The organism is Clostridioides sp. ZZV14-6387, assembly GCF_020657835.1.
GTDB classification, from domain to species: Bacteria; Bacillota; Clostridia; order Peptostreptococcales; family Peptostreptococcaceae; genus Clostridioides; species Clostridioides difficile_A.
Genome location: NZ_JAGWCW010000004.1, coordinates 34,389 through 61,017, shown reverse-complemented (window position 1 = coordinate 61,017; position 26,629 = coordinate 34,389). Strand labels below are relative to the sequence as shown.

The 26,629-nt window shown below is 28.0% G+C and carries 20 protein-coding genes and 1 riboswitch; of the genes, 19 read left to right on the top strand and 1 reads right to left on the bottom strand.

The window, feature by feature from the left end; genetic code table 11:
• Positions 1–178: 178 nt before the first annotated feature.
• Positions 179–1,549, bottom strand: a complete 1,371-nt coding sequence (locus KGF38_RS03470; RefSeq protein ID WP_074179280.1) for an MFS transporter — start codon at positions 1,547–1,549, stop codon at positions 179–181.
• A 179-nt stretch (positions 1,550–1,728) separates the two neighbouring features.
• Positions 1,729–1,844, bottom strand: a riboswitch (FMN riboswitch).
• A 286-nt stretch (positions 1,845–2,130) separates the two neighbouring features.
• Between KGF38_RS03470 and KGF38_RS03465 the strand changes: the two genes are divergently transcribed.
• The 19 genes from KGF38_RS03465 to KGF38_RS03375 all read left to right on the top strand — a co-directional run bounded on the left by KGF38_RS03465 (position 2,131) and on the right by KGF38_RS03375 (position 26,489).
• Positions 2,131–3,210, top strand: a complete 1,080-nt coding sequence (locus KGF38_RS03465; protein WP_054271738.1) for an ATP-binding protein — start codon at positions 2,131–2,133, stop codon at positions 3,208–3,210.
• 218 nt (positions 3,211–3,428) lie between these two features.
• On the top strand, positions 3,429–4,109 hold the full coding sequence (locus tag KGF38_RS03460) for a DUF881 domain-containing protein (protein ID WP_054271737.1): 681 nt from the start codon (positions 3,429–3,431) through the stop codon (positions 4,107–4,109).
• A gap of 28 nt (positions 4,110–4,137) precedes the next feature.
• The gene (locus KGF38_RS03455; RefSeq protein WP_054271736.1) at positions 4,138–5,481 is read left to right on the top strand and encodes a GspE/PulE family protein; all 1,344 of its coding nucleotides are present in this window, start codon (positions 4,138–4,140) and stop codon (positions 5,479–5,481) included.
• A 151-nt stretch (positions 5,482–5,632) separates the two neighbouring features.
• A complete protein-coding gene (locus tag KGF38_RS03450; protein WP_074179281.1) occupies positions 5,633–6,718 on the top strand; it encodes a type II secretion system F family protein in 1,086 nt (361 codons plus the stop codon).
• Between the two features lie 51 nt (positions 6,719–6,769).
• Positions 6,770–7,120 carry a type II secretion system protein gene (locus KGF38_RS03445; RefSeq protein ID WP_054271734.1) on the top strand — a complete coding sequence of 117 codons (351 nt, stop codon included), beginning with the start codon at positions 6,770–6,772 and terminating at the stop codon, positions 7,118–7,120.
• A gap of 39 nt (positions 7,121–7,159) precedes the next feature.
• A complete protein-coding gene (locus KGF38_RS03440; protein WP_074179282.1) occupies positions 7,160–8,032 on the top strand; it encodes a pilus assembly protein PilM in 873 nt (290 codons plus the stop codon).
• Complete coding sequence (locus KGF38_RS03435; protein WP_054277654.1) at positions 8,033–8,476, top strand: hypothetical protein; 444 nt, start codon at positions 8,033–8,035, stop codon at positions 8,474–8,476.
• A 53-nt stretch (positions 8,477–8,529) separates the two neighbouring features.
• On the top strand, positions 8,530–9,075 hold the full coding sequence (locus KGF38_RS03430) for a hypothetical protein (RefSeq protein ID WP_227832154.1): 546 nt from the start codon (positions 8,530–8,532) through the stop codon (positions 9,073–9,075).
• Positions 9,076–9,327: 252 nt separating this feature from the next.
• Positions 9,328–10,365, top strand: coding sequence for a YecA family protein (locus KGF38_RS03425; RefSeq protein WP_176702495.1), 1,038 nt, complete (start codon positions 9,328–9,330; stop codon positions 10,363–10,365).
• Positions 10,366–10,445: 80 nt separating this feature from the next.
• Entirely contained in the window at positions 10,446–10,811 is a 366-nt protein-coding gene (locus KGF38_RS03420; protein ID WP_054271729.1) for a hypothetical protein, read from the top strand.
• A gap of 4 nt (positions 10,812–10,815) precedes the next feature.
• The gene (locus KGF38_RS03415; protein ID WP_054271728.1) at positions 10,816–11,133 is read left to right on the top strand and encodes a hypothetical protein; all 318 of its coding nucleotides are present in this window, start codon (positions 10,816–10,818) and stop codon (positions 11,131–11,133) included.
• Between the two features lie 47 nt (positions 11,134–11,180).
• Positions 11,181–12,785: an NAD(P)/FAD-dependent oxidoreductase gene (locus KGF38_RS03410; RefSeq protein WP_074179284.1), complete on the top strand. Its 1,605-nt coding sequence runs from the start codon at positions 11,181–11,183 to the stop codon at positions 12,783–12,785.
• Positions 12,786–12,908: 123 nt separating this feature from the next.
• Positions 12,909–14,537, top strand: coding sequence for a Na/Pi cotransporter family protein (locus KGF38_RS03405; protein WP_054277650.1), 1,629 nt, complete (start codon positions 12,909–12,911; stop codon positions 14,535–14,537).
• A 350-nt stretch (positions 14,538–14,887) separates the two neighbouring features.
• A complete protein-coding gene (locus KGF38_RS03400; protein ID WP_074179285.1) occupies positions 14,888–16,237 on the top strand; it encodes a glucose-6-phosphate isomerase in 1,350 nt (449 codons plus the stop codon).
• Positions 16,238–16,390: 153 nt separating this feature from the next.
• A complete protein-coding gene (htrA, locus tag KGF38_RS03395; RefSeq protein ID WP_054271724.1) occupies positions 16,391–17,470 on the top strand; it encodes a serine protease HtrA in 1,080 nt (359 codons plus the stop codon).
• Positions 17,471–17,814: 344 nt separating this feature from the next.
• Positions 17,815–18,723: a trans-4-hydroxy-L-proline dehydratase activase gene (locus KGF38_RS03390; protein WP_074179286.1), complete on the top strand. Its 909-nt coding sequence runs from the start codon at positions 17,815–17,817 to the stop codon at positions 18,721–18,723.
• Between the two features lie 4 nt (positions 18,724–18,727).
• A complete protein-coding gene (hypD, locus tag KGF38_RS03385; RefSeq protein WP_054271722.1) occupies positions 18,728–21,097 on the top strand; it encodes a trans-4-hydroxy-L-proline dehydratase in 2,370 nt (789 codons plus the stop codon).
• A gap of 297 nt (positions 21,098–21,394) precedes the next feature.
• Complete coding sequence (gene proC, locus KGF38_RS03380; RefSeq protein WP_054271721.1) at positions 21,395–22,198, top strand: pyrroline-5-carboxylate reductase; 804 nt, start codon at positions 21,395–21,397, stop codon at positions 22,196–22,198.
• A gap of 649 nt (positions 22,199–22,847) precedes the next feature.
• Positions 22,848–26,489: an EAL domain-containing protein gene (locus KGF38_RS03375; protein ID WP_074179287.1), complete on the top strand. Its 3,642-nt coding sequence runs from the start codon at positions 22,848–22,850 to the stop codon at positions 26,487–26,489.
• Positions 26,490–26,629 lie beyond the last annotated feature (140 nt).

Here is a 26,629-nt window from a genome sequence, read left to right as displayed (position 1 = left end):
TCAAAATAAAATATAGGATGCCTCAAAATAGTTCTAATGGATATTTTTTGGCATCCTTGTTGTTTATAAACAATAGATATTAGCAATTTATTGTTATAAATTAAAAAAACTGCAAGGTTTGATATAAATTGGTATATTTAAAAATTTAGTCACTGATGAAATCAGAAATAAATTTTATCTAAGAAATAGATTTCTCTGTTTTTCTCATAAAGAAAATAGTTAGTATAAGTCCTATAAAGCATACTGCTGCAGCAATCCAATAAGATTGATTACTAGCTATAACATAGGCTGCTGTATGGCTTTTGAAGTTTTGATTATATGTAAGGCTTTGTGCAAAGAAGCTACTAAAAAATGCTGTTCCAAGAGCAAATGATAAATTACGAACCGTTGCAAGAAAGCTACCTCCATATCCTTGTTTCTGAGGAGGAACATCTGCAAGAATGCTACTATTGTTTGGTGAACTAAAAGCACCTAGTCCTAGTCCAAAAATAACTAAACATACAATTAAAAGATATAATGGTGAATCTGCTTTTAAAAGTGCCATTCCAACGAGTGAAATAGTCATAAATGAAAAAGATGTTGTTAGAATATTCTTTGCACCATGTTTATCAGAAAGAGAACCTGCAATAGGTGCTATAAGTACCATAATAAGTGGATGGACAGTCATTACAGAACCAGCCATCATAGGAGATAGATTTTTTAATTGTTCTAAATAAAATGGAAGTAGGAAAGATACTGCCATTTGAGGGAAGTAACAAGCTATTCCAATAATATTGCCTACAGTGAAATTTCTATTTTTAAATAAAGGTAAATCAATAAAGCTCTGTTCAAATTTTACTTCTCTTAATGCCAATAATAAGAAGATGATAAGTGATGTTATACCTAGATACAATCTTGTGTTTCCTTTTCCATTCATCGCAAGTAATATAAGTGTAGTACAAGTTGCAAATAGCAGAAGACCTGGAATATCAAAGCTCTTATTTTGTTCATCTAAAGTAGGTCTAGGAAGAAATTTAATTCCAAGAAAAACTGCTACGATACCAATAGGTATATTGATAATAAAAATAGAAGGCCATCCAAAATGTTCTAAAAGTATACCTCCAATTACAGGACCACTCATATTTCCTATACCAACTACAGCGCCAGTGATTCCTATAGCCTTTCCTTTTTCATTTGCTGGAAATGCATTAGAAACTATACCAAGTCCAGTTGCCATTAAAATACTTGCCCCAACTGCTTGAAATATTCTTGAAGAAATTAATGTAGATAAGTTGTGTGATATACTACACAGAAAAGAACCTATTGTGAATACAAAAAATCCTAATGTGTATAGACGATTTGAACCTACTTTATCACCGAGTTTTCCAAAAAATAACATAGTTGCTGTAACGACAAGCATATAAGCTGTTACAACCCACTGAATCTGTGACATATTAATTTTAAAGTCAGTAGCAATTGTAGGATTTGCAATATTTAGTATACTTCCATCAAGAGTAGACATAAATACACCAATACAGATTATAATTAATACTATCCATTTTTGTTTCATGATAACACTCCAATCTTTTATATAATAGATTTTATAAGTACAGAATAGTTATAAAATAAACAACAAAAAAGCACCTACATCTTAGGTACCTCGAATGTGTTTAATTTCATGAATAAATACGGTAGTTGAAGGAGTTGTATAGATTACTCATGTAAAATTACATAAAGGTACTCATATACTATTTTCTTCTACCATCCAGATTTTACTGTCGGCTTTGGAATCTGACCAAATTATGCCATAAGGCTCGCGGGCTTTTACCGCCGATAGGGAATTTCACCCGTTTCTGAAGAAAAACAGATGTATTTTGTAATATTATTTTAACATAAAATCACAATGGAAACAATTGGATTTAAATAAGATACAACTATATTACTGTATAAAGAGTTAAATTAGACTTCCAGATAAAAGCATATAAAAGTTAAATCACATAGTATAGAATCTACTATAATTAGATAAAATTAATTTTTTATTGGTATTAAATGATAAGTTTTAGATTTATCAAAAGCATAAAGTTGTAACAAAACTCGTATAATATTAATATCTTAATTAAGAGATATTGTAAATTATGAGGAGGCGCTAATATGGAAGGAAAGGTAAAGAAGGCATTTCCAGGTGGAAACACATCACAAGGCTCATATTCTTTTTTTGAATATATAATTCCTGAAAATGTAAAAAGGGTTTTTTGTTTAAAAGGTGGTCCTGGAGTAGGAAAATCCTCACTTATGAAAAAAATTTATAAAGAATTTTTAAGTAGAGGATATGATATTGAATTATATAACTGTCCTTCTGACCCAAGTTCATTGGACGGTGTAGTTATAAAGGAATTAGGCGTGGTACTTATGGATGCAACTGCTCCACACACTATGGACCCAAAATTACCAGGAGCTTTGGACGAGATAATTAATTTAGGTGATTACTGGAACACAGAAGAGTTGGAAAAAAATAGACAAGAAATATCGGGATACGATAAGGATATTAGTAATGCATTTAAAAGAGCGTTTAAATTTTTAAAAGCATCAGAACCAATCTTTAGAGATATAGAGGAAAAATATTCTGATTGTATGGATTATGGTAAAGTGAATCTAGTTACAGAAGAATTTATTAAAAAATTGTTTGATGGAGTTGAAAGCACAGGAAATTTGAAAAGAGAGAAGCATTTATTTGGTTCAGCTATAACTCCTGTAGGATGTTTAGATTATACAGAAAACATATTAAAAGATGTAAATAAGGTTTATTATTTAGATGGTGAAATAGGCACTGGAAAAACTACATTATTAAACAAAGTGTATAAGAAAGCTATTGAAAAAGGTTTAAATGTAGAAGTTTATCATTATCCACTTATACCAGAAAAAGTTGAGACTGTACTATTGACTGACTTAGATATTGGTATAACTACAAGCGCAACTTTTAAAGAAGAGGAAACCATTAATTTAAATCAATTTTTAAATAGAGAAAAATTACTTAAATATGAAGAAGATATTAAATTTGATGAGAAAGTTTTGGATGATTTAATTTGTTGGGCTGTATTAAATCTTAAGAGAGCGAAGTCTAAACATGATATTATAGAAAGTTACTATATCCCTAATATGAGATTTGATGAAGTTGGAAAATTAAGAGATAAACTAGTTAATAGAATTTCAAAATATGAGAAGAATGTATAAGAATATATATCTTAAATCAGATGATAATTATAAAATATAACTTTTAGTAAATTGGTGTAGCTGTGAAGCTATGCCATTTTGCTTTTTTTGATGTATGATATTATATACTAAAGATGAATTTTAATATATAAGTTTGATATAATAAATATATATAAAGGCTCAAGGTTTAATTAAAGAAAATTATCATATAAAAATAAATTTGTAAGGAGCAATACAGTATGAAAAAACCATATGTGTTTATAATACTAGCGAGTACTATTTTAGGTATACTTGTTGGAACCATATTTAGAGATTATAGTAATGAAGAAACAGTTTATACAAGTAAAGATAAGTCAATAAGAAAAGAAATAAGATTGACAGGAAAGTCTATAAAGGAATTAAAAAAGGAAAAGGATAAATTAGATAAAGAAATTGATTCAATGAAAAGTAATCAAAAAAATTCTAAAGAAATATCAGAAATAGAAGCTCTTAGAGAAAATCTATCATATTCAGATGTAAAGGGCAGTGGAATAATAGTAAGTATAGATGCTATAGATGAAAAAACTGGGAATATAGCAAATAGTATAGACTATAATAAAATACTTGTAAAAGTTGTAAATGAACTAAAAGTAAATGGAGCAAAATACATAGAAATAAATGGTCAAAGAATCAATCAGTATTCAGAAGTTGTACTTGCAGGAAGCCATATAAATATAAATGGAGTTTCTGTAGCGCAACCTTATGAAATAAAATGCATTGGGGATAAGGATAAACTCTCTGATTATGTGGATAAAGGCAGTGAATATTTAGACAGTATACAAACTACTTATCCAATGAAAGTAAGTATAAAAACTGAAGAAAATATCTCTATGAAAAAAATGAATATACCTAATAAATTAAAGTATATAAAGGGTGATTAAGATTATATTAGAGGAAAGCAGTTTACCAATGTTAATACCAGAAAAGCTTGCAAAAAAATATAATGTATTTCCAGTAGAATTTCAAGATGATAATTTAGTAGTAGAAATAGAAGATGAAGATATATATGCCATACAGGATTTGAGATTGGCTACAGGTAAAGAAATTATATTGAAAAAAGAGAAAAAAGAACTTATAAGTGAGAAGATTGATAAATATTACAATAACTTTGAACTTGATGAAGATTATGCAAAAAAATTATTTGAAAATCTTTTAGAAAAAGCTATAAAAGAAAATGCAAGTGATATACATATAGAGCCATTTGAAAAGCATTTAATAGTGAGAATGAGGGTAGATGGAGAATTAAAAGAAGTATCAAAGTTTTTAATCGATATATATCCATCATTATCTACTGTAGTGAAATTAAAGGCCTCAATGGATATAACGGAAAAAAGACTTCCACAAGATGGTAGAGTAGATATAAAGTTGGGAGGTGACCTAATTGATATTAGAGTTTCATCAATACCAACTGTATATGGTGAAAAAATTGTTTTAAGAATACTTAATAGAGATACTTTCTTAAAAGATAAGCTAGAACTGGGCTTTTCAGAGGAAGCAATAAAGTCTATAAGTAATATAATAAGTAAAAGAGCAGGAATATTACTAGTGACAGGCCCTACAGGCAGCGGAAAGACTACAACAGTATATTCCTTATTAAATGATTTAAAAGGTATAAATAAAAATATAATGACTATAGAAAATCCAGTAGAGTATAAGATGGATGGAATAAGTCAGATACAAGTAAATTCAAAAATAGGATTAAGTTTTGAGGTGGGTCTTAGAGCAATATTAAGACAAGACCCAGATATAATAATGGTCGGAGAAATAAGAGATGCAGAAACAGCTAAAATAGCAGTAAGAGCAGCTATAACAGGTCATTTAGTTATAAGTACTTTGCACACTAATGATGCAGTGTCTTCTATAGCTAGATTATTAGAAATGCAAATACCACCATATCTTTTAAATGCGTCTCTTATAGGTGTTATCTCTCAAAAATTGGTTAGAAAAGTTTGTAATCATTGTAGTCATGAGATTATGATAAAAGACAATTTTAGTGGAGATGTAAATACTAAAGTAGCTGTAGGTTGTGAAAGATGTAATGACAAAGGGTATTTTGGAAGAACAGCAATTTATGAAATACTAGAAGTAAATGATGACATAAAAACATGTATAAGAAATATAGATGATTCTAGTAGTATTAAAGAAGTGGCACAAAAAAATGGAATGATAACATTTGAAGATAGTTGTAAAAGACTAATAAATGAAAAAATAACAACATTAGAAGAATGTTTAGTAGTAAATGAAATGATTTAATTGAATTATATAGTTAACTTCATTTAATTTACTTTAATTAAAATGTTTGAACATAACTTATATTTAAGTTAGACAAAATTAAATGTATTAAATTAAAAAATATTGTGTTTATTTAATTGCAACTAATATAATTTGGAAGGAATTATAGTACATGAGATTGTCTAAAAGTATATTTTATAATTTAGAGAAATTTTATTTAATATTAAATAGAATTAGTGATAAAGAAGTTAGAGTAATTTGCAAAGAGATAGGTATATTATTAGAATCTGGATGTGAAATTACAAAGATATTTGAAGTCATTGAGGGTCAGTCTAGTAAAAAAGTAAGAAATTTGCTTAATATAGTATCAAATCACATCCAAAAAGGTAACTCAATAGCAGATTCATTTCAGGTAACAGGTACATTTTCTAAATTCTTTATAAGCATGATAAGAGCAGGGGAAACTAGTGGAAGCCTAGATATAATAATGAATGATTTATCTAATTATTATGATAAAGAATACAAATTAAAAATGAAAATAATAAATATTTCAATCTATCCAATAATACTCATAGCATTATCTATCATGTCAATGATATTTATATTCATATTTGTAATACCTAATTTTCAGGTGGTTTTTGCAAGTAATGGAATTGAACCACCTTTGATAACAAGAGTTTTAATAGGAATATCCACAATAGTTACAAATAACATAGGTTATCTTATGCTTAGTTTTTTATTATTTTTAATAGCAACTGTTTATTTTTTTAGAACAAATGATAATGTAAAAAAATTGATTAATTCTCTGAAATTTAAAATGCCTTTTGTAAGAAAAATTAATCAGTTAGTAGTTACAACCAGATTTTCTAGAGCCTTATCTATTTTAATTAGTAGTGGAATACAAATAGTGGAAGCTATAGAAATGTCAGCAAGTGTTGTAGATAATGAATTTATTTGTGAAAGATTAAATATTTCCAATAACTATATAAAAAAGGGAAATAGTATAGGTAAGTCTTTGAATTTAGCAAATATCTTTCCTAAATTATTTATTTCAATGACAAATACAGGAGAAGAAAGTGGAAAACTAGATAAAAGCTTAGATGTAATAAATAAATTCTATGAAAGTGAATTAAATAATAAAATAGAGCAAATAATGAAATTTATAGAACCTATTTTAATTATATTTATGGGATTAATTATCGGAATTTTTATTTTATCTATGGTTATTCCCATGTTCGATGCAGTTACTAGTTTTTAAGAAAAAAATAAATTTTATCTAATAAAATTTTTAAAAGGAGAGAATATTTAATTGATAAATAAAAAACGAAAGGGATTTACACTTGTTGAAATGATTGTAGTAGTAACAATTTTAGGTGTTATATCTAGTATAGCATTAGTTAAGTACAGTAAGGTTCAAGAGAGTGCAAAACTAAATGCAGATTATACAAATGCTGCCAACATAGTAACAGCAGCGAGCATGGCTATTAATGATGATGAAAACATAACACAATCTTTAAGCGTAGAATCTCTAAAGGAAAAAGGGTATTTGAATACTGTTCCAGTTCCTCAAAGTACATCTGGCAAATTTGAACTTGTTATAAGTGATAGTGGTGCAGATATAAGTGTAAATGTAAACTCTAAACAATTTTATCCTAAGTAGTATTTTTATATATGCATTTTTATAGCTTAATTAAAGGAGATGGTTATAATTAAAAAAATTTTAAATTTAGAGATAAATGATGATTATATAAGGATTGTATTTTTAAGAAAAAATCACAAAAAAATTTTTATAGATAAATCAATTACAAAAGAAATAAATTTTAATATAAAAAACGATAGCAAAGATGTTATTAAGGTTAGATATATAGAAGATGTAGTTAGATTTGTAAAAGAGGAGATAGGTAAATTAAAAATATCATATAAAAATTTATACTTTAATATTCAAACTCAAGATATAGTAATTAGAAATATTGAAATTCTAGATACTAAGAAAAAAAGAGATATATTAAATATGATTGAATTTGAAATAACACAATACATTCCAATAAATATAAACGACTATTCAATAAAATATAAAGTTATAAATTCTAGTCATGATAAATTAAATATACAAGTAATTCTTTTTCCAAAGATTATTATTCAATTAATTAAGAGCATTTCAACAAATCTAAACTTGAACCCAAAAGCTATAAATATAAATTTTGATATATTACAAAAACTCATAAACCTAGACTTGATAGAGAATTTTTTAGAAGAAGGAGTTTTTATAGAGTGTAAAAAAAATCAGTTCATTATAAATATAACAAGAGGTAAAAAGATAGAAGAGACTTATTTACTATCAAAAGAAATAAAATCCTATGAATCAGTAAAGAAGCTATTAAGTAGTTTTAAGTGTGTTTATTACTATGGAATAGAAAATAATTTTATTGAAGAATACTTTGAAGATAAAGACAGGTATATAGAAATAAGTCCATTGAAATTAAAAGATAAAGTAAAGATAGAAAATAATTTTGATAGAAATTTAGAAAATAGTAGTATAAATTATATAAGTAATATAGGAATGATTGTTTAAATGAAATCTTGTAAAACTATAAACTTTCTCAATGGATTAAAAGAAATTAAACCTTATAATAAGGTATATAAAGCAGTAATAGTCTTAATTTTAACATGTGTTTTATTTAAATCGTTTATATATGTGAAATCTATAAACGAACTTAAAAGTTATATAAGTAAAAATAATTTAATAAATGAGCCAAAACAGACTATACCAGTTGCTGAAAAGACTAGAGAGAAATTTTCTAAAATAAGATTTAATGAAATAAAAAAAATATATGAAACTGTAGGAATAAATAATATTACTAAAATATCAATAGATAAAAATAAGCTAGAAATGGAAGGTGTATGTAATGATTTAGATGTTTTAAATAATCTAAGAAAAATAAAGTACATAAAAGGTTATTATATAGACAGTATTGTAAGAGATGGAGATAACTATAAGTTTAGAATAAAAAGTTAGATGGGTGATTATTTTTGAGGTTAAATAATAGAGAAAAAAATTTACTTAAAATATTGTTAATATTAATTATTGTATTAGCTACTAATATAATATTAAGTCCATTAGAACAAAACTTAACTAGTTTGAAGAAAGAAAAACAAAATCTAATAAATAAAATAAATAAGCAAGATAATTATCAAATAAAGGATAATAGTTATAAAGATGATAAATATATAGAAAATGTTGAATTAAATGGAAATGAAGAATTGAAAAGTAATTTTAATAATTCATTTTTAGATAAAAAAACAAATAAAGATATGGTGTTATTAGTAGAAAATAAATTGAAAGATGTAGTGAATATAGAATATATTAACCAAGAAAATAGTTTAGATAATAATAATAAAAAACAAGTTAATTTAGAAATAAAAGTTAATGGTGAACTTGAGAATGTATTGAAAATAGAAGGTTTAATGAAGAATTTAAATTTAAATGATAAATTTGAAAAAATAGAAATTAGCAAATTAAAAACGAGTAATTTAGATATTCAAAATATTTCTAATGAATATAAACAAGAAAAAGACAATATTGTTGAATGTAAAATGACAATTAGAGTCATATAACAAAAAAGAATAGACAAAGTAAAAAACTATTATCAATTAATAAAATTTTATAGAGGAATTAGTTTTACGATAATCCATTTCTACAAGAGGGATTGTTAGTGATTTTATCGAAATCCTAATTAAAGTTAATATATTATACCAAAATATAAGTGAATTTAAGAGAATATTTATTTATACTATAGATTGATTAATAAAAAAATGGTATAATAACAAATTGTACTTTAATTTAATAATAAGGGAGTGGAAGTCATATTGTTAGGGAGAAATGAGCTATGCCCTTGTGGAAGTGGCAAAAAATACAAGAAGTGTTGTTTAAATAAAGATATTGTTTCAGAAAGAGCATACAGAAGAACTGAACTTTCACAAAAACAATATACAGATTTATATTCAAAGTTATATGATTATTCAAGACAGGATAGATTCAAAGACGAATGTGAAAAAGCTAAAGAAATGTTTTATATAATGCCAAATGATAGTGTAAATGAAAAATTTGAAAGATTTTTTAATACTTATTTAATACAAGACCATATAATGGAAAATAAAAAGGTAATGACAGTTGGTTTTCTTGAAGAAAATGGTGCAAACCTAAGTCAATCAGAAGTATCGATATTAAAGAGTCTCTTTGAATCATATGTAAGTATTTATGAAGTAAAAGAAGTTTCTGTGGGAAGAATCGTCTTAAAAGATTGTCTAAGTGGGAATGAACTTTATACAGAAGATGTAAAACTTCTAAGAAGTTTTAAAAGCGGAAGTTGTATGATAGCTAGAATTGTTGATATTGAAGGAACTAACATACTGATAGATGTAACTATAAGTATATCAAATGAAGTAAAAGACATAATATTAAAAGATGTTATGAATTTATTTAATCAATATCAAGACTTATACAAGGATATGAAGACTTTCTTAATTTATCATACACATATACTATACAAGTATATACAACAGCTTTTAGACCCAAGTATAGCTGAATACTTAAAGAGAGAAAGAGATAAGAAAGGCACAAAAGTTAATTCAGAAAATGAATTAGCTGAAATAGAGTGCAAAGTTTTAGATACTCTTAAAGAAAATGTAGAAGAAGAAAATATAGATGCCTGTATAGAGTTTTGGAATGAGTATAAGAAAAAACATGAAAATATAAAAGGAGCTGAAAATGGTTGGGCAGCTGCTGTTGAATATTATGTTAAGAAAGAAGCAGGACAACCTATAACTCAAGTACAAATATCAAAAAAATATGATATAAGTTCTAGTACATTAGGAAAAAGATACAAAGATTTAAAAATATCTTAATTAATTATAAAAAGCTTTAAGTCATAGATAAAGAATATATAGTATAATATATGTATAATGTTGAGAAAGAGGTATTAATAATGAGTCTTAGTTTAGGAAATGCAATTGCTGTGTCAACGAACTTTATAAAATCTAATCCAGCAGTACCTGTGTACAATGGAGAAGAAATATATGCAGTTATTTATCATATAGAAATAGGATATAATAATGGTGTATCACCTGATACCAAACAATATATAATAATAGACTATAAAGAGTTTGATTTGTCTATGGATAAAAAAAATGAGCTAATAGAGATAGCAAAAGAATACTGTAAATCTAAAGATATTATAGAAAATGAGAATCTTGAAATAAATCTTTTAGATAATGAAGAAGCAGAAAACTTCTTAGAGAAGGTGTTTAATAACATGAAAGTTATAAGAGGTCTTATAACTAAAAGAGGATAAATAAATGGACTATGTAGGAATAGAAAATATAACACCTTATGAAAATGTATATGAATTTAGTGTGTATAAATATGATGATGAAATCACTTTAGGTAGTGAAGATTTATATGTGTGTGAATTAAGGGTTGTATTAATTAAAGTGAATTCTCTGTATGTTGAAAGATTGAATAAGTCAGTTGAAGCAATGGTTTTAGTAAAAAATTTGAAAAAAGATTTAGATAAAGCAATTGTTGTAAATAAAATAAAGAATTTTGTGTTAGACGAGATTTGGGTAGAAAATCTAGTAAAAGAGAATATAGAAGTTATATTTGTAGAAAGCTAGGAATAACCCTAGCTTTTTTATATTACAATCTAAGAGAGGAAAACAATATGTTAAGAGTATCTAATATAAAACTTGGAATCGATAAAGATATATCTTTATTAAAAGATATTGTACTTAAGAAGCTAAGAATAAAAGAAAAAAGCTTAGTTAAATATAGTATATATAAAGAATCTATAGATGCTAGAAAAAAAGGAAAAATGGAGTTTGTTTATTCTGTAGATGTAGAAGTCAAAGATGAAGATAAAATACTCAGTTCAAAAATAAAAGATGTAACGAAAATAAAGGAAATCAGATATGTAAATGTAACCATAGGTGATAAAAAATTAAAGAATAGCCCTTTAGTAATTGGCAGTGGACCAGCAGGTTTGTTTGCAGGTCTGATTTTGGCTCAAATGGGTTATGAACCAATCATACTTGAAAGAGGTCTTGATGTAGACAATAGAACTAAAGATATAAGTGATTTTTGGACAACTAGAAAGTTTAAAAATAATTCAAATGTTCAATTTGGTGAAGGCGGAGCAGGAACTTTTTCAGATGGCAAACTTACAACTAGAATAAAAGATATACGATGTAGAAAAGTACTAGAAGAGCTAGTTCAATTTGGGGCACCAGATGAAATATTGTACTCACATAAGCCACATGTAGGAACAGATATATTAAAAAATGTAGTTAAAAATATAAGAAATGAAATAATAAATCTAGGTGGTCAGGTTAGATTTAATTCAAAAGTGACAGATGTAGTCGTATCAAATGATTCTATACAATCTGTAATAATAAATGATACTGAAAAGATAGATACAGATACAGTTATATTAGCTGTTGGACATAGTGCAAGAGATACTTATGAAATGTTGTATTCGAGAGGTGTAAAAATAATTCAAAAGCCTTTTGCAATAGGAGCTAGGGTTGAGCACCCACAAGATTTAATAAATAAAGCACAATATAAGGAGTTTTACAATCATCCTAGACTAGGAGCAGCTGATTATAGACTTATAGAGCATGTTTCAAATGGAAGAACAGCATATACTTTTTGTATGTGTCCAGGTGGTAGTGTAATAGCATCTGCATCCAATGACTTTGAAATAGTTACGAATGGCATGAGTGAACATGCCAGGGATAAAGTAAATGCGAACAGTGCATTTTTAGTAAATATAACTCCAGAAGATTTTAAAAGTGATAATCCTCTAGCAGGTGTACATTTTCAACAAGAATATGAAAAATTAGCTTTTGAATTAGGTGGAAAAAATTACAATGCACCAGTTCAACTTGTTGGAGACTTTATCAATAATAAAACTTCTACAAATTTAGGTAGTGTTGAGCCATCATATAGACCTGGATATACACTTACAAACTTAAGTGAATGTCTACCTGACTTTGTAACAGAAACTATGAGAGAGGCATTCATATCTCTTGATAAAAAACTGAATGGATTTGCGATGTATGATGCTGTTTTAACTGGAGTAGAAACTAGGTCTTCATCTCCAATAAGAATAGTAAGGGATGAGGAGACTTTAGAGTCAATAAGTGTTAAGAATCTATATCCATGTGGAGAAGGTGCTGGATATGCAGGTGGGATAGTTACAGCGGCAGTTGATGGTATAAAATGTGCAGAAAAAATAATACAAAAATACAACAATAATACAAAAATTTAACATAAATTTAATGATTTTTTAATATTTAACATAAATTTAACATTACTACTCCTATAATTTGATAAAATACAATAGGTTATAAAATTTTTAGAAACATTAATCTCTTTACAAGGAGGAAATAATTTGAACATTATAATAAGTCTAATGGGTGGATTAGGTCTGTTCTTATATGGTATGAACCTTATGGGAGAAGGTCTACAAAAATCTGCTGGGACAAAGCTAAAAAAGATAATAAAATTACTTACTAGTAACCTATTTATGGGAGTTCTAGTAGGTACAGGAGTTACAGCAGTAATACAAAGTTCAAGTGCTACTACTGTAATGGTTGTTGGTTTCGTAAATGCAGGTATAATGACCTTAAAACAGGCAATAGGAGTTATAATGGGTGCCAATATAGGTACTACTGTTACAGCTCAATTGGTATCTTTTGATTTAACTGGTATGGCTCCAGTAGCATTAGGAATAGGTATCATACTTTATTTATTTGGAAATAAGCCTAGAATAAAAAATATAGCTGAAATACTTATAGGTTTTGGTATATTATTTACAGGTATGGATTTTATGAAAATGGCAGTTGAGCCACTAAGAGACTATCAAGGATTTACTGACTTATTAGTTACATTTGGTAGATATCCACTACTTGGATTATTATTGGGATTTGGGATTACAGCAATAATACAAAGTTCAAGTGCATCTATGGGGATGTTGGTTGCATTGGCAGCAGAAGGTCTAGTGCCATTATCAGCAGCATTGCCAATTCTTTATGGTCAAAATATTGGTACTTGTGTAACTTCACTGTTATCGAGTATTGGAGCCAATAAAAACGCACGAAGAGCAGCTATGATGCATCTAATCTTTAATGTTTTAGGGACGGTGATATTCCTAATATTATTAAATAAACCAGTAGTAAACCTGGTTACAAGTTGGGACCCAAGTAATGTCGCAAGACAAATAGCTAACACACATACACTGTTTAATATAATATCTGTCTTAATACTATTACCATTTACAAAGATTATCATAAAGTTAGCAATAAAACTTGTTCCTGATAAAGAAGGCGATATAGATGAAGATGAAGCTAAGACTATTAAATATATAGATGATAGAATGATAGAAACTCCTTCTATAGCCCTTGCAAATACGATAAAAGAAGCACTTCGTATGGGTGAAAAGGCTAAGGAAAGTTTAAATGCATCTATGGAAGCTTTAGTAGAGCATTCAACTGAAAAAATAGACAAGACATATAGACGAGAGAGATTAATCAATGATTTACAAAAAGCTATTTTGAATTACTTACTTAAACTTTCAAAAGCACCTTTAGATGATGATTCAAGAGAAGTTGTGGATACCTTGTTTAACACAGTTAATGATATAGAAAGAATTGGTGACCATGCTAAAAATATAGCTGAATTATCACAAGTTGCAATAGATTCAAATATTTCTTTCTCCGAAGAAGGACAATCTGAACTTGATGTTATGTACAATAAAGTTGTTTCAGCATATACTTATGCATTAGAATCAATGAGAACTGATAATGTAGATTTGGCTTGCAAGGTTATAAAAATTGAAGAGCAAGTTGATATAATGGAGAAATCTTGTAGAGCTAATCATATGTATAGATTGAATAATAATTTATGTAGTATAGAGAATGGAGTTATTTATTTAGATGTAATAAGTAATCTAGAGAGAATATCTGACCATGCTGTCAACATAGCACAACAAGTTATAGCTAAGAGATTAGGAAACGATTAAAAATAATATAAAAATTAAAATAGAAAATCAATAAAAAAAGAAACTCTAAATGATAAGTTTAGAGTTTCTTTTTGTTGAATTAGTTATTTATAATGTAGTTATCTTGAGTGTATAACTATTCACAATGAATATATTTTAGTATTTACTAAAAATTCAGACAAGTAATGATTTTTCATAATTTTATTTGATTAAAAATTTATAATTTATAGATAGTTATAGCATTTAGAAGAATCGATTTCCTGATAACAAATGGTGATATATGTACAATTTTGTGGCAAACTTTTAAAAAAAACACCTATATTTTGTGTTATAATCTCTTTAAAACGAATATGCTGAAAAGAGGGATTTAAATGGGAAAAATAAATTTTGATTATAGTAAAGCTACGGAGTTTTTTTGTCAAAACGAAATAGATGTTATGCAACCATATGTAGATGTTGCACATGACATGTTACATAATAAAACAGGTCTAGGAAATACTTTTTTAGGTTGGATAGACCTTCCTGAAAATTATGATAAGGAAGAGTTTGATAGAATAAAAAAATCAGCTGAAAAGATAAAATCTGACTCAGATGTTCTTTTGGTGATAGGTATAGGAGGCTCTTATTTAGGTTCAAGAGCTGCTATAGACATGGTAAGCCATTCTTTTAGAAATGGACTTAAAAAAGAGCAGAGAAAGGCTCCTGAAGTATATTTCGTAGGGCATAATATAAGCTCAACATACATTATGGATTTATTGGATGTAATTGAAGGTAAAGATATCTCTGTAAATGTAATATCTAAATCAGGAACTACTACAGAACCAGCTCTTGCTTTTAGAATATTTAAAGACTATTTAGAGAAAAAGTATGGTAAAGAAGAAGCGAAAAATAGAATTTATGCAACAACAGATTCAAGTAAAGGTGCACTTAGACAGTTAGCTACAGAAGAAGGATATGAGACTTTTGTAATACCAGATGATGTAGGTGGTCGTTTTTCTGTATTAACAGCAGTTGGATTACTTCCTATCGCTGCTGCAGGACTTGATATTGATGCTATGATGAAAGGTGCAAATGATGCTAGAGAAGCATTTCAAAATCCTGATTTAAAAAGTAATGATAGTTATAGATATGCTGTTGCTAGAACAATTTTACATAGAAAAGGAAAAGATGTAGAGCTATTGGTTAACTATGAGCCTCAATTACATTATGTAAGTGAGTGGTGGAAACAGCTTTATGGAGAAAGTGAAGGAAAAGAAAATAAAGGTTTATTCCCTGCTTCTGTAGATTTTTCAACAGATTTACATTCTATGGGTCAATATATCCAAGATGGAAAAAGACTTTTATTTGAGACAGTACTTAATGTTGAAAACTGTAAAAGAAATATAACTATAAATTCAGAAGAAGTAGATTTAGATGGTCTAAACTATCTAGCAGGTAAGACTGTAGATTTTGTCAATCATAAAGCTTTTGAAGGAACTCTATTAGCTCACACAGATGGAAAAGTACCTAATTTAGTAATAAATATACCTCAATTGGATGAATACAATTTTGGGTATTTAGTGTATTTCTTTGAAAAAGCTTGTGGAATAAGTGGATATTTATTGGGAGTTAATCCATTTGACCAACCAGGAGTAGAAGCTTACAAGAAAAATATGTTTGCTTTACTAGGAAAACCAGGTTATGAAAAAGAAAAAGAAGAATTAGAAAAAAGACTTAAATAATTTCAAATAGTTAAGGTTTAATTAAGATTAAAATAATATAATGAAATCATCGAAAAGGAGTTTACTCAAAATAGATGATTTCATTTTTTTATGAAAAATTGGGAAAAATATATTTTGATAATTTATATTATATTAGATAGGGAGTGGTATGAGATGTCAAGAAGAAAGAAAGGTATAAGTTTAGTAATATTAGTCGCTATAATAAGTTCAATACTTAGTAGTTTGCTAACAATAATTTTAGTTAAAGATAATTTAGGAAGTAAAAGTACAGGCAGCTCTACGCCAATAGTTGTAAATGATGATGGTAAGAGTCAAAATATTTATCAAGCAGTTGCAGAAAAAGCCACACCATCTGTTGTAGGTATTACGACAACTAGCGTTGATACTAATAATATGTTTGCAATTCCAACTGAAACACAAGGTGTAGGAACTGGAATCATAGTAGATTCAAATGGTTATATACTTACAAATTCTCATGTTATATCAGATGGTCAGGCTACAAGTGTAAATGTACTATTTAATGATGGTTCAACAACTTCAGGTAAAGTCGTATGGTTTGACCAGCAACTTGATTTAGCTATAGTTAAAGTCGATAAAACTGGATTAACACCAGCAGAATTTGCCGATAGTGATAAAGTAAAAGTTGGAGATATATCAATAGCAATAGGTAATCCACTTGGATTAGATTTCCAAAAAACAGTTACTCAAGGTATAATAAGTGGATTAGATAGAACTATACAAACAGAAAAAACTAATATGACTGGTTTATTACAAACTGATGCAAGTATAAATGCAGGAAATAGTGGAGGACCATTATTAAATCAAAAAGGTCAAGTAATTGGTATAAACACAGCGAAAGCTTCTCAAGCAGAAGGATTAGGATTTGCAATACCAATTAATACAGCTAAAAGCATAGTTGAAGAAGTAATAAAAACTGGAAAATATGAAAAAGTGACTTTAGGTATAAAAGGTACAGATGTATCAAACTATGAAGCAGCCACAGGTACAAAATTAAGTACTGATAAAGGAGTTTATGTTGCAGAAGTGATATCTGGTTCATCAGCAGAAAAAGCTGGAGTAAAAGTAGGAGATATTATAACTAAAGTAGGAGATGCAAATATAACAGGTATGAATGACCTAAATAAAAAACTATATACTTTCTCAAAAGGAGCTAGTACAAAAATTACAGTAAATAGAGGCGGAAAAGCAGTAACAATAAATGTGAATTTCTAAATATGACTATAAAGGTAGAGACTACATGATAAAGTGTAGTCTCTATTTTTATTTAATTTTTATAGCATATACATCTAAATTAACAAAAATAATATATTGTTTATGTGTTATAGCTATATTTACTTATAAAAATAAATTTAATAAATATTTAAATTTAATTTATAAAATCAATATAAATATCATAATAAAATAAAATTTTTTAATATCACTAAAAAAATATAGACAAAATAATAACAAATATAGTATTATGTAATTGTAGAAATGCTTTTCATAGATGTAGTATATGAAGATGAATTGCATAATAATGAAAAAATGGAATGGATATTATTTAGGGGTGAAAAATTATGAATCCATTAGTTATAAATTTACAAAAATGTAGTATACATGATGGACCAGGAATAAGAAGTACAGTTTTTTTAAAAGGATGTCCACTTGAATGTGTTTGGTGTCATAATCCAGAGAGTCAAACATATACAAAACAAGTTCTGTATAATGAAGAAAGATGTTCAAGATGTGAAGCATGTATAAACATATGTCCTCATAAAGCAATTTTCAAAGGTGAAACAAAAATATGTTTAGACCAAGATAAGTGTGAATTTTGTGAAACTTGCTTAGACTATTGTGTAAACAATGCAAGAGAGATTGTCGGTCAAGAGTATTCTGTAAAAAGCTTGGTTAAAGAGATAGAAAAAGATAGAATTTTCTATGAAGAATCAGGTGGAGGGGTAACTCTATCAGGTGGAGAAGTAATGGCTCAAGACATGGATTTTATTTGTGGAGTAATAAATATGTGCAAATCAAAGGGGATTCATGTAGCAATTGATACTTGTGGTTACGCAAAGTCAGAAAATTATGAAAGAGTCGCAAAATGTGCAGATTTATTTTTATATGATATTAAGCTTATTGATGAAGAAAAGCACATAAAATTTACAGGAAAATCAAATGACTTGATATTAAAAAATGTCAAACTTTTGAGTGAATTAGGAGCTAATATAAATATAAGAATACCACTAATTGTAGGGGTAAATGTAGATGATGAAAATTTAGAGGTTAAAAAAATGATAGAATTTTTAAAGCCTTTGAATATAAAAGCTGTAAGTCTTCTTCCATATCATAATATTGGAAAACACAAGTATGATAAAATTTATAAAAAGTATGAGGGAGAAGAGTTACAAAGACCAACTGAAGAAAAATTAGAAGAAATAAAAAGGCTGTTTGAAGCAAGTAATTTCAATACTAAGATTGGGGGGTAATAAAATGTCAAGAGGAACTTTTGAGAGAACTAAAAAATTAAGAGAAGAAAGTGTTAATGCAGAACCACACATATCTATTGAAAGAGCAGTACTTATGACAGAAGCTTATAAAAAATACGAGGGAAGTGTAGAGATTCCTGTACTTCGTGCTTTATCATTTAAGCATTATATTGAGAATAGAACTCTTAGCATAAATGATGGCGAATTAATAGTAGGTGAAAAAGGTGATTCTCCTAATGGAGCACCAACATACCCAGAAATTTGTTGTCATACATTAGAAGATTTAGATGTAATGCATAACAGAGATATAATAAATTTCAGTGTATCTGAAGAAGCTAGAAAAATACAACAAGAAGAAATAATACCTTTCTGGAAAAAGAGACAAACAAGAGAAAAAATAATAAATGCAATGACACCAGAATGGCTAGCAGCATATGAAGCAGGTATGTTTACAGAGTTTATGGAGCAAAGAGCTCCTGGGCACACAGTTTGTGGAGATACAATATATAAAAAAGGGTTTTTAGATTTAAAGAAAGATGTAGAAGCAAGACTAAAAGAATTAGATTTTCTTAATGATTTAGATGCATATAATAAAAAAGCTGATTTGGAAGCTATGGCAATAGCTTGTGATGCAATGGTGATATTAGGTAAGAGATATGCTGAGAAAGCAAGACAAATGGCAGAAGAAGAAACAGACGAAGCTAAGAAAAAAGATTTATTACTAATTGCTGAAACATGTGATGTTGTACCAGCTCATAAACCACAAACTTATCACCAAGCTATACAAATGTACTGGTTCGTTCATATAGGGGTTACTACTGAACTTAATATATGGGATGCTTTTACCCCAGGAAGACTTGACCAGCATTTAAATCCTTTCTATGAAAGAGATGTAGAAAGTGGGATACTAGATAGAGATAGAGCGCAGGAATTACTTGAATGTTTATGGGTTAAATTTAATAATCAACCAGCACCACCAAAAGTTGGTATAACATTAAAAGAAAGTAGCACATATACAGACTTCGCAAATATAAACACTGGTGGAATAAATCCAGATGGTCAAGATGGTGTTAATGAAGTTAGTTATATAATACTTGATGTTATGGATGAAATGAAGTTGATACAACCAAGTTCAAACGTTCAAATAAGTAAAAAAACTCCTCAGAAATTCTTAAAGAGAGCTTGTGAAATATCAAGAAAAGGATGGGGTCAACCAGCATTTTATAATACTGAGGCAATAGTGCAAGAACTTATGGAAGCTGGAAAGACTATAGAAGATGCAAGACTTGGTGGAACTAGTGGTTGTGTTGAAACTGGATGTTTTGGTAAAGAAGCATATGTTTTAACTGGATATATGAATATTCCAAAAATACTTGAATTAACATTAAATGATGGATATGACCCAATTAGCAAAAAGCAAATAGGTATAAAAACTGGAGACCCTAGAAGTTTTAAATCTTATGAGGAATTATTTGAGGCATTTAAAAAGCAATTACACTATATGATTGATATAAAAATAGAAGGAAATGCTGTAATAGAAAATATATGTGCAAAACACATGCCTTGCCCACTTATGTCTACAATAGTTGATGATTGTATAGAAAAAGGTAAAGACTATCAAAGAGGTGGAGCAAGATACAACACTAGATATATACAAGGTGTTGGTATAGGAACTATAACAGATAGTTTAACAGCAATAAAATACAACGTATTCGATAAGCAAAAATTTGATATGGATACATTACTTAAAGCACTTGATGCTAATTTTGAAGGATATGAAGCTATACTTAATTTAGTTTCAAATAAGACTCCTAAATATGGAAATGATGATGATTATGCTGATGAAATAATGCAAGATATATTCAACACATATTATAATGAGGTAACTGGTAGACCAACTGTTTGTGGTGGAGAATATAGAGTAGATATGTTACCAACAACTTGTCATGTATACTTTGGTGAAATTATGGGAGCAAGTCCAAATGGTAGACTTTGTGCAAAACCAGTTTCAGAGGGAATCTCACCTGAAAAAGGTGGAGATACTAATGGACCTACAGCAGTTATAAAATCTTGTGCTAAGATGGACCATATAAAAACTGGTGGAACATTATTAAATCAAAGATTTGCACCATCAGTAGTTCAAGGGGAAAAAGGATTGGATAATATGGCTAATCTAGTAAGAGCATACTTTAATATGGATGGGCATCATATACAATTCAATGTATTTGATAAAAATGTATTATTAGAGGCTCAAAAAAATCCTCAAGATTACAAAGACTTAATAGTTAGAGTTGCAGGATATAGTGACCATTTCAATAATCTAAGTAGAACACTACAAGATGAGATAATAGGAAGAACTGAGCAAACATTCTAGGATTGTTTGTAAACAAAATTTATTACTATGTAAAAACACAACTGGTATAATAGAGTATATACTATAGATACCATTTAAAAAATTTCAGATTAATTATGAGCTAACTTTCTAAATTGGAAGTTAGCTCGTTAAGTTTAATGAAAAAATCGTTAAATTTATATTTAATAAGCTTTATACAGAGCAATAATTTATATTAATAATATTAAGTTTTATGTGTATAAGACAATTTTAAGCAGTTAAAATATAGTTAATTTAGCTACTTTAAAATAAAAACTAATAGAAAAAAGGAGATTTGATATGAAAACTTTAGGATTTATTGGTTCAGGAAATATGGGAAGTGCAATGATAGGTGGTATAGTAAAATCAGGTCTAGTAAAAGCAGAAGATATAACTGTATCAGACTTAAGCCAAATCGCTTTAGATAAAGTAAAAGCAGAATTTTCAGTAAACACTACGACTGATTCAAAGGTAGCTGTTTCAAATTCTGATGTAATATTAGTGGCACTTAAGCCTAATATATGTGAAAAAGCTTTAGCTCCACTTAAAGAATTAATAGATGCAGATAAAATAATAGTGTCAATAGCAGCAGGAAAAACTATAGAAGCATTGGAAAATATTATAGGTTCAGATAAAAAAATAGTAAGAGTAATGCCAAATACTCCAGCTCTTGTTGGGGAAGGTATGTCAGCTCTTTGTAAAAATAATAATGTGACTGATGAAGAATTAAATATGATTAAGGCTTTATTTGAATCATTTGGAGAGGCAGAGATAGTATCAGAATATTTAATGGATACTGTTACAGGTGTTAGTGGGTCTTCTCCTGCTTATGTGTTTATGTTTATAGAAGCTATGGCAGATGCAGCAGTATTAGCTGGTATGCCAAGACAACAAGCTTATAAATTTGCATCACAAGCAGTTATGGGGTCAGCTAAGATGGTTCTTGAAACTGGTAAACATCCAGGTGAATTAAAGGATATGGTTTGTTCTCCAGCAGGGACTACTATAGAAGCAGTTAGAGTATTAGAAGAAGAAGGGTTTAGAGCAGCAGTTATAAAATCTATTGTTGCCGCTACAGATAAATCTAAAGATATGAGTAAATAGTAAATTAAGAATAATATAAAAATAAATGTCTCAAAATAAATTCTTTAGTTTGTTTTGAGACATTTTCTATAGATATTAGTAAATATATTTTATAAAAAGAAGGACTTCTTATATTTTTTCCTTTTAAATTATGTAAATAGATGCTAATTTATTTAGATACAAATTTATCTATAGAGTTGATATTTTTGATTTTATTCTATAATATAATCTTTCTATAAATAACTAGTAAAATCTATTCTTTTATTGTATTTTGTTATATAATATTATAAATATGTATTCATAATATTGATAAAGTAATAGATGTGAATGAAAGATTAAAATAGATATTGAGAAGATGTATATTTATTCATATTTCTAGTAAAAAGTTAATGACATTTTAAAATAATTACAATAATAAATCACCTATTTCTAGATACTATGTAATGTTTTTTATAGATATATTTTAATCAAGTCTTATGTTGGAGTGTTTCTTTAATGGGACCTATTGACATTAAAAAATAATATTAAGACAAATTTAAAAAATTTGAGCTTGAATTTAAGGAACTTATTTTATTTTTCAAAAATGAAGTAAGCTTTTTTATTTTATTACAATGAGCACATATTGATTTATGTAAAAAGTAAATTTAAAAGATAAAAAGAGGTGATTTGTATGTGTAATGAAAATCATAAAAAAAACCACCAGCTTGCTTCAGAAGAATTTTATAAAGAAGTAGGAAAAAAATTAAAGAAAATTAAAACTACTAAACAGGCATTAACACTAATTACATTAGATTTTGATAATTTTAATTATATAAATGACTTCTTTGGGTATAAGGCTGGAGATTCAACACTAGAAAAGATAAGTGAACATTTTAATACACATCTTCAAGGAGATGATATTTTCTGTAAAGTTCATGCGGACCATTTTTTATTCTGTTTGCATACAGACAATCAAGTAATTGCATCACAAATGTTTTTACAACTTACAGACTTAAAGAAGGCATTGGAAAATATTCTTCCACCACATTATAATTTAGTTGCAAGTGCAGGAATTATTGTGGTTAGAGATGATGCCATAACACTTTCTGCATTACTTGATAAAGCAAACTATGCTCGTAAAAAATCTAAGGGAAATACCTTGAATACATTTAGCTTTTATGATGATAAAATGAGTCAGGAAGTTGAATGGAAAAAACAAATTACATTTATGATGGACTTTGCATTGAAAAATCATGAGTTTGAAATGTATTTACAACCAAAATTGTTAATTAAAACGGGTGAAGTTGTTGGAGCAGAGGCACTTGTACGTTGGAATAGTCCTGAATTAGGTATGATTTATCCAGATAAGTTTATTTCAATCATGGAGCAAAACGGATTTATTAGACAACTTGACTTTTTTATGTTGGAGGAGGCCTGCCATTTCCTAAAATGTAGCAAAGAAAAGGGAATACCACAGCTTCCTATCTCAGTTAATTTCTCTAAAGCACATTTACAAACAGATAAATTAGTTGAAAAAATTTTTCAAACTGTAAATCGAATAGGTGTATCTACTCATATGATTGAAATTGAGTTTACTGAAAATTTATTTTCAGACAATATTAATAAATTAATTGAAATTGTTTCTGAACTTAAAATGCTTGGCTTTAAAGTATCTCTAGATGATTTTGGAAGTGCTTATTCTTCTCTTAATTATTTAAAAGATATTCCAATTGATATTGTCAAGATTGATAAAGCATTTTTAAATGCATCCACTAATACAGATAAGGGAAAGATTATTATTGCTAAAGTTATAGAACTGATTAAATCTCTACATATCTTATCAGTTATGGAAGGCGTAGAAAATGATGAACAAGTAAAATTTCTTCAAAAGCTAAACTGTGATTTAGGGCAAGGATATTTTTATGCTAAGCCAATGCCTGCTAGTAACTATATCGATTTTGTTAATAGTGGCTCTGTTATTGAAGATATACAGAAACATATTAGTGGAAAGACCGAAGAAAAACAGGATAAATCTCATATTTATGTAATTCCACAAGAATTTCAAATGGATAACTGGGAACTTTATACACTCGGTAAAAATATTGACATGGGTCTAATGAAAGGTTATCTCGATGGAGAAGCAACAGTTCAGTATGTCAATGACCGTGCATTAGAATATCTTGGTTACACTAGACAAGAATTTAGAGAAGTATTTAATAACAGTATAGTTGCATTTACACATCCAGATGATGCGCATATTGTTCAGAAGAATGCAGAGGAACTTATATCTAGTGGAAAGCCATTGAAATTTCAAACTCGTGCTATTCGTAAAGATGGAAAAATTATTGTGTTACAAGGGCGTTCTTCATGTATTATTGATAATCAAGGAAGACCTGTTGGTTTATATGCATTTCAAGATGTTACAGATGAATTGGATAAAACTGTACAATTAAAGCAATCTCTAGAAAATAAAATAAAAGAATTGGAAGAATCTATAGCATCTGAACAAGAAACCAAAGAAGCACTTCTTATTAGTGAAGAGAAATATCGTATTATTATAGAACAAAGTGATGATATTATGTTTGAATGGGATTTTAAATCAGATACAATTATATTTTCTGGAAGGTATGAAACCTTATTTGGATATTCGCCTTTTACAAGGCATATTACTGCTAATAGGGAAGTACGTAATAAGATTCATCCAGATGATTTAGAAGTTTTTGAAGAATGGATTGTAAATACATATAAAAAACCAGGATATTCAGTATCTAGTTATCGAATTAAGGATATTAAGGGGAATTACTTATGGATGAATTGTCGTTCAACTGCTATTTCTGATAGTAAAGGAAATATAATTAGAGCTGTAGGTGTATTTTCTAATATTAATGCACAAAAACAACAATTAGATGACTTAATTATAAAATCACAGTTAGACCCATTAACGAAATTATTAAATAAAGCTGAATTTAAAAATAGAATTGACCAATTTCTGAAATCATCCAATAATAAATTAGGTGCTTTCTTTATTATAGATATTGATAATTTTAAAGGATTGAATGACACTCTTGGTCATCAGTTGGGTGATAATATATTAATAGATGTAGCAAATAAAATAAGTGGTGTTTTTCCTGAAACAGATATGATTGGAAGAATAGGTGGTGACGAGATTGCAGTATATTTTCCTTATACAGATAGTAATATAATTAGAAGTAAAGCAGAGCATTTATCTCAATCACTTAGATTATCTTATTATGGTGCCATAAGTAAGTATGAAATTTCAGGAAGTGTTGGAATATCTTTCTATCCTGAACATGGTGATACTTTTAATATGCTTTATCGTTTTGCTGATATCGCTCTTTATAATTCCAAAAATAATGGAAAAGATAGATATACTTTATATGATAATAATATTACAAATTCTCTTTTGGATAATAGTAATCAAGTAGAATATACAACTAATTTTTTAAATACATATTTTCAAAATGATATAACTTTTCGTGTTTTTGAAATGCTTTATGAAACAAAAAATGTATCTAAAAGCATTCAAAATATATTAAAGTTATTAGGTGAAAGATATAACATGGATAGAGTATACATTTTTGAAATTGATGAAAAAAAACAACAGATTAGTAATACATATGAATGGTGTGCTCCAGGTATTTCATCTGAAATTGATTCTTTACAAAATATTCACTTAGGAGAGATTACTTCATATATAAGTCAATACAGTAATGAAGGTATTTTTTGTTGTAAAGACATTGAAAATACAACACCTGAGATTCGCAATATTTGTGCTCCACAAGGGATAAAATCCCTTCTTCATTGTGCCATATATAATGAAGGCGTTATGACTGGTTTTATTGGTTTTGACGTATGTAGAGATAATTATAGTTGGACAGGAGAGGAGATTGCTATTATTGGATACATTTCTCGAATTCTTTCTGTATTTTTAATTAAGAACACTACAACAACAAAATTACGAACTAGCTACAAGAATTATGAAGAGATGGTAGAAAACCTAAATGGACATGTTTATGTTATTGACCCTAATACTTATGAAGTACTTTATGTAAATCGTGCAATTCAAGAATTAGGGCTTAGTACTGGTGAATCTTGTTATAAAATGGCGTTTGGTTCAGAGGAACCTTGCAAAAATTGTCCTATAAATAACTTTAATGATGAAATTCATTATGCATCAGAAGAAATTTATTCTGAGGTATTAGATAGATGGGTAAATTCAGCAGCTTCAAAAATGAAATGGGAGGGTGAGAAAGACGCAGTTCTAGTTTGCTGTACTGATATTTCAAAATATAAACATAAGGCTACAATATAGACTACTAAAATTTAGTGATTCTGGTATTCTTAGTTAATGAAAAGAAAATATATTATGTTTAGCAATAAAATCAGAAAATTAGTGCTAGTTATTTTGTTTACTAGACAATCGACTACAAAAGGGAAATTAGATAAGATATT

What these genes read in the sequence shown, in the direction of transcription:
- KGF38_RS03470 (WP_074179280.1), bottom strand. Translation starts at nt 1,549, where the DNA reads ATGAAACAAAAATGGATAGTATTAATTATAATCTGTATTGGTGTATTT.
- KGF38_RS03465 (WP_054271738.1), top strand. Translation starts at nt 2,131, where the DNA reads ATGGAAGGAAAGGTAAAGAAGGCATTTCCAGGTGGAAACACATCACAA.
- KGF38_RS03460 (WP_054271737.1), top strand. Translation starts at nt 3,429, where the DNA reads ATGAAAAAACCATATGTGTTTATAATACTAGCGAGTACTATTTTAGGT.
- KGF38_RS03455 (WP_054271736.1), top strand. Translation starts at nt 4,138, where the DNA reads ATGTTAATACCAGAAAAGCTTGCAAAAAAATATAATGTATTTCCAGTA.
- KGF38_RS03450 (WP_074179281.1), top strand. Translation starts at nt 5,633, where the DNA reads ATGAGATTGTCTAAAAGTATATTTTATAATTTAGAGAAATTTTATTTA.
- KGF38_RS03440 (WP_074179282.1), top strand. Translation starts at nt 7,160, where the DNA reads ATGGTTATAATTAAAAAAATTTTAAATTTAGAGATAAATGATGATTAT.
- KGF38_RS03435 (WP_054277654.1), top strand. Translation starts at nt 8,033, where the DNA reads ATGAAATCTTGTAAAACTATAAACTTTCTCAATGGATTAAAAGAAATT.
- KGF38_RS03420 (WP_054271729.1), top strand. Translation starts at nt 10,446, where the DNA reads ATGAGTCTTAGTTTAGGAAATGCAATTGCTGTGTCAACGAACTTTATA.
- KGF38_RS03415 (WP_054271728.1), top strand. Translation starts at nt 10,816, where the DNA reads ATGGACTATGTAGGAATAGAAAATATAACACCTTATGAAAATGTATAT.
- KGF38_RS03410 (WP_074179284.1), top strand. Translation starts at nt 11,181, where the DNA reads ATGTTAAGAGTATCTAATATAAAACTTGGAATCGATAAAGATATATCT.
- KGF38_RS03400 (WP_074179285.1), top strand. Translation starts at nt 14,888, where the DNA reads ATGGGAAAAATAAATTTTGATTATAGTAAAGCTACGGAGTTTTTTTGT.
- htrA (WP_054271724.1), top strand. Translation starts at nt 16,391, where the DNA reads ATGTCAAGAAGAAAGAAAGGTATAAGTTTAGTAATATTAGTCGCTATA.
- KGF38_RS03390 (WP_074179286.1), top strand. Translation starts at nt 17,815, where the DNA reads ATGAATCCATTAGTTATAAATTTACAAAAATGTAGTATACATGATGGA.
- hypD (WP_054271722.1), top strand. Translation starts at nt 18,728, where the DNA reads ATGTCAAGAGGAACTTTTGAGAGAACTAAAAAATTAAGAGAAGAAAGT.
- proC (WP_054271721.1), top strand. Translation starts at nt 21,395, where the DNA reads ATGAAAACTTTAGGATTTATTGGTTCAGGAAATATGGGAAGTGCAATG.
- KGF38_RS03375 (WP_074179287.1), top strand. Translation starts at nt 22,848, where the DNA reads ATGTGTAATGAAAATCATAAAAAAAACCACCAGCTTGCTTCAGAAGAA.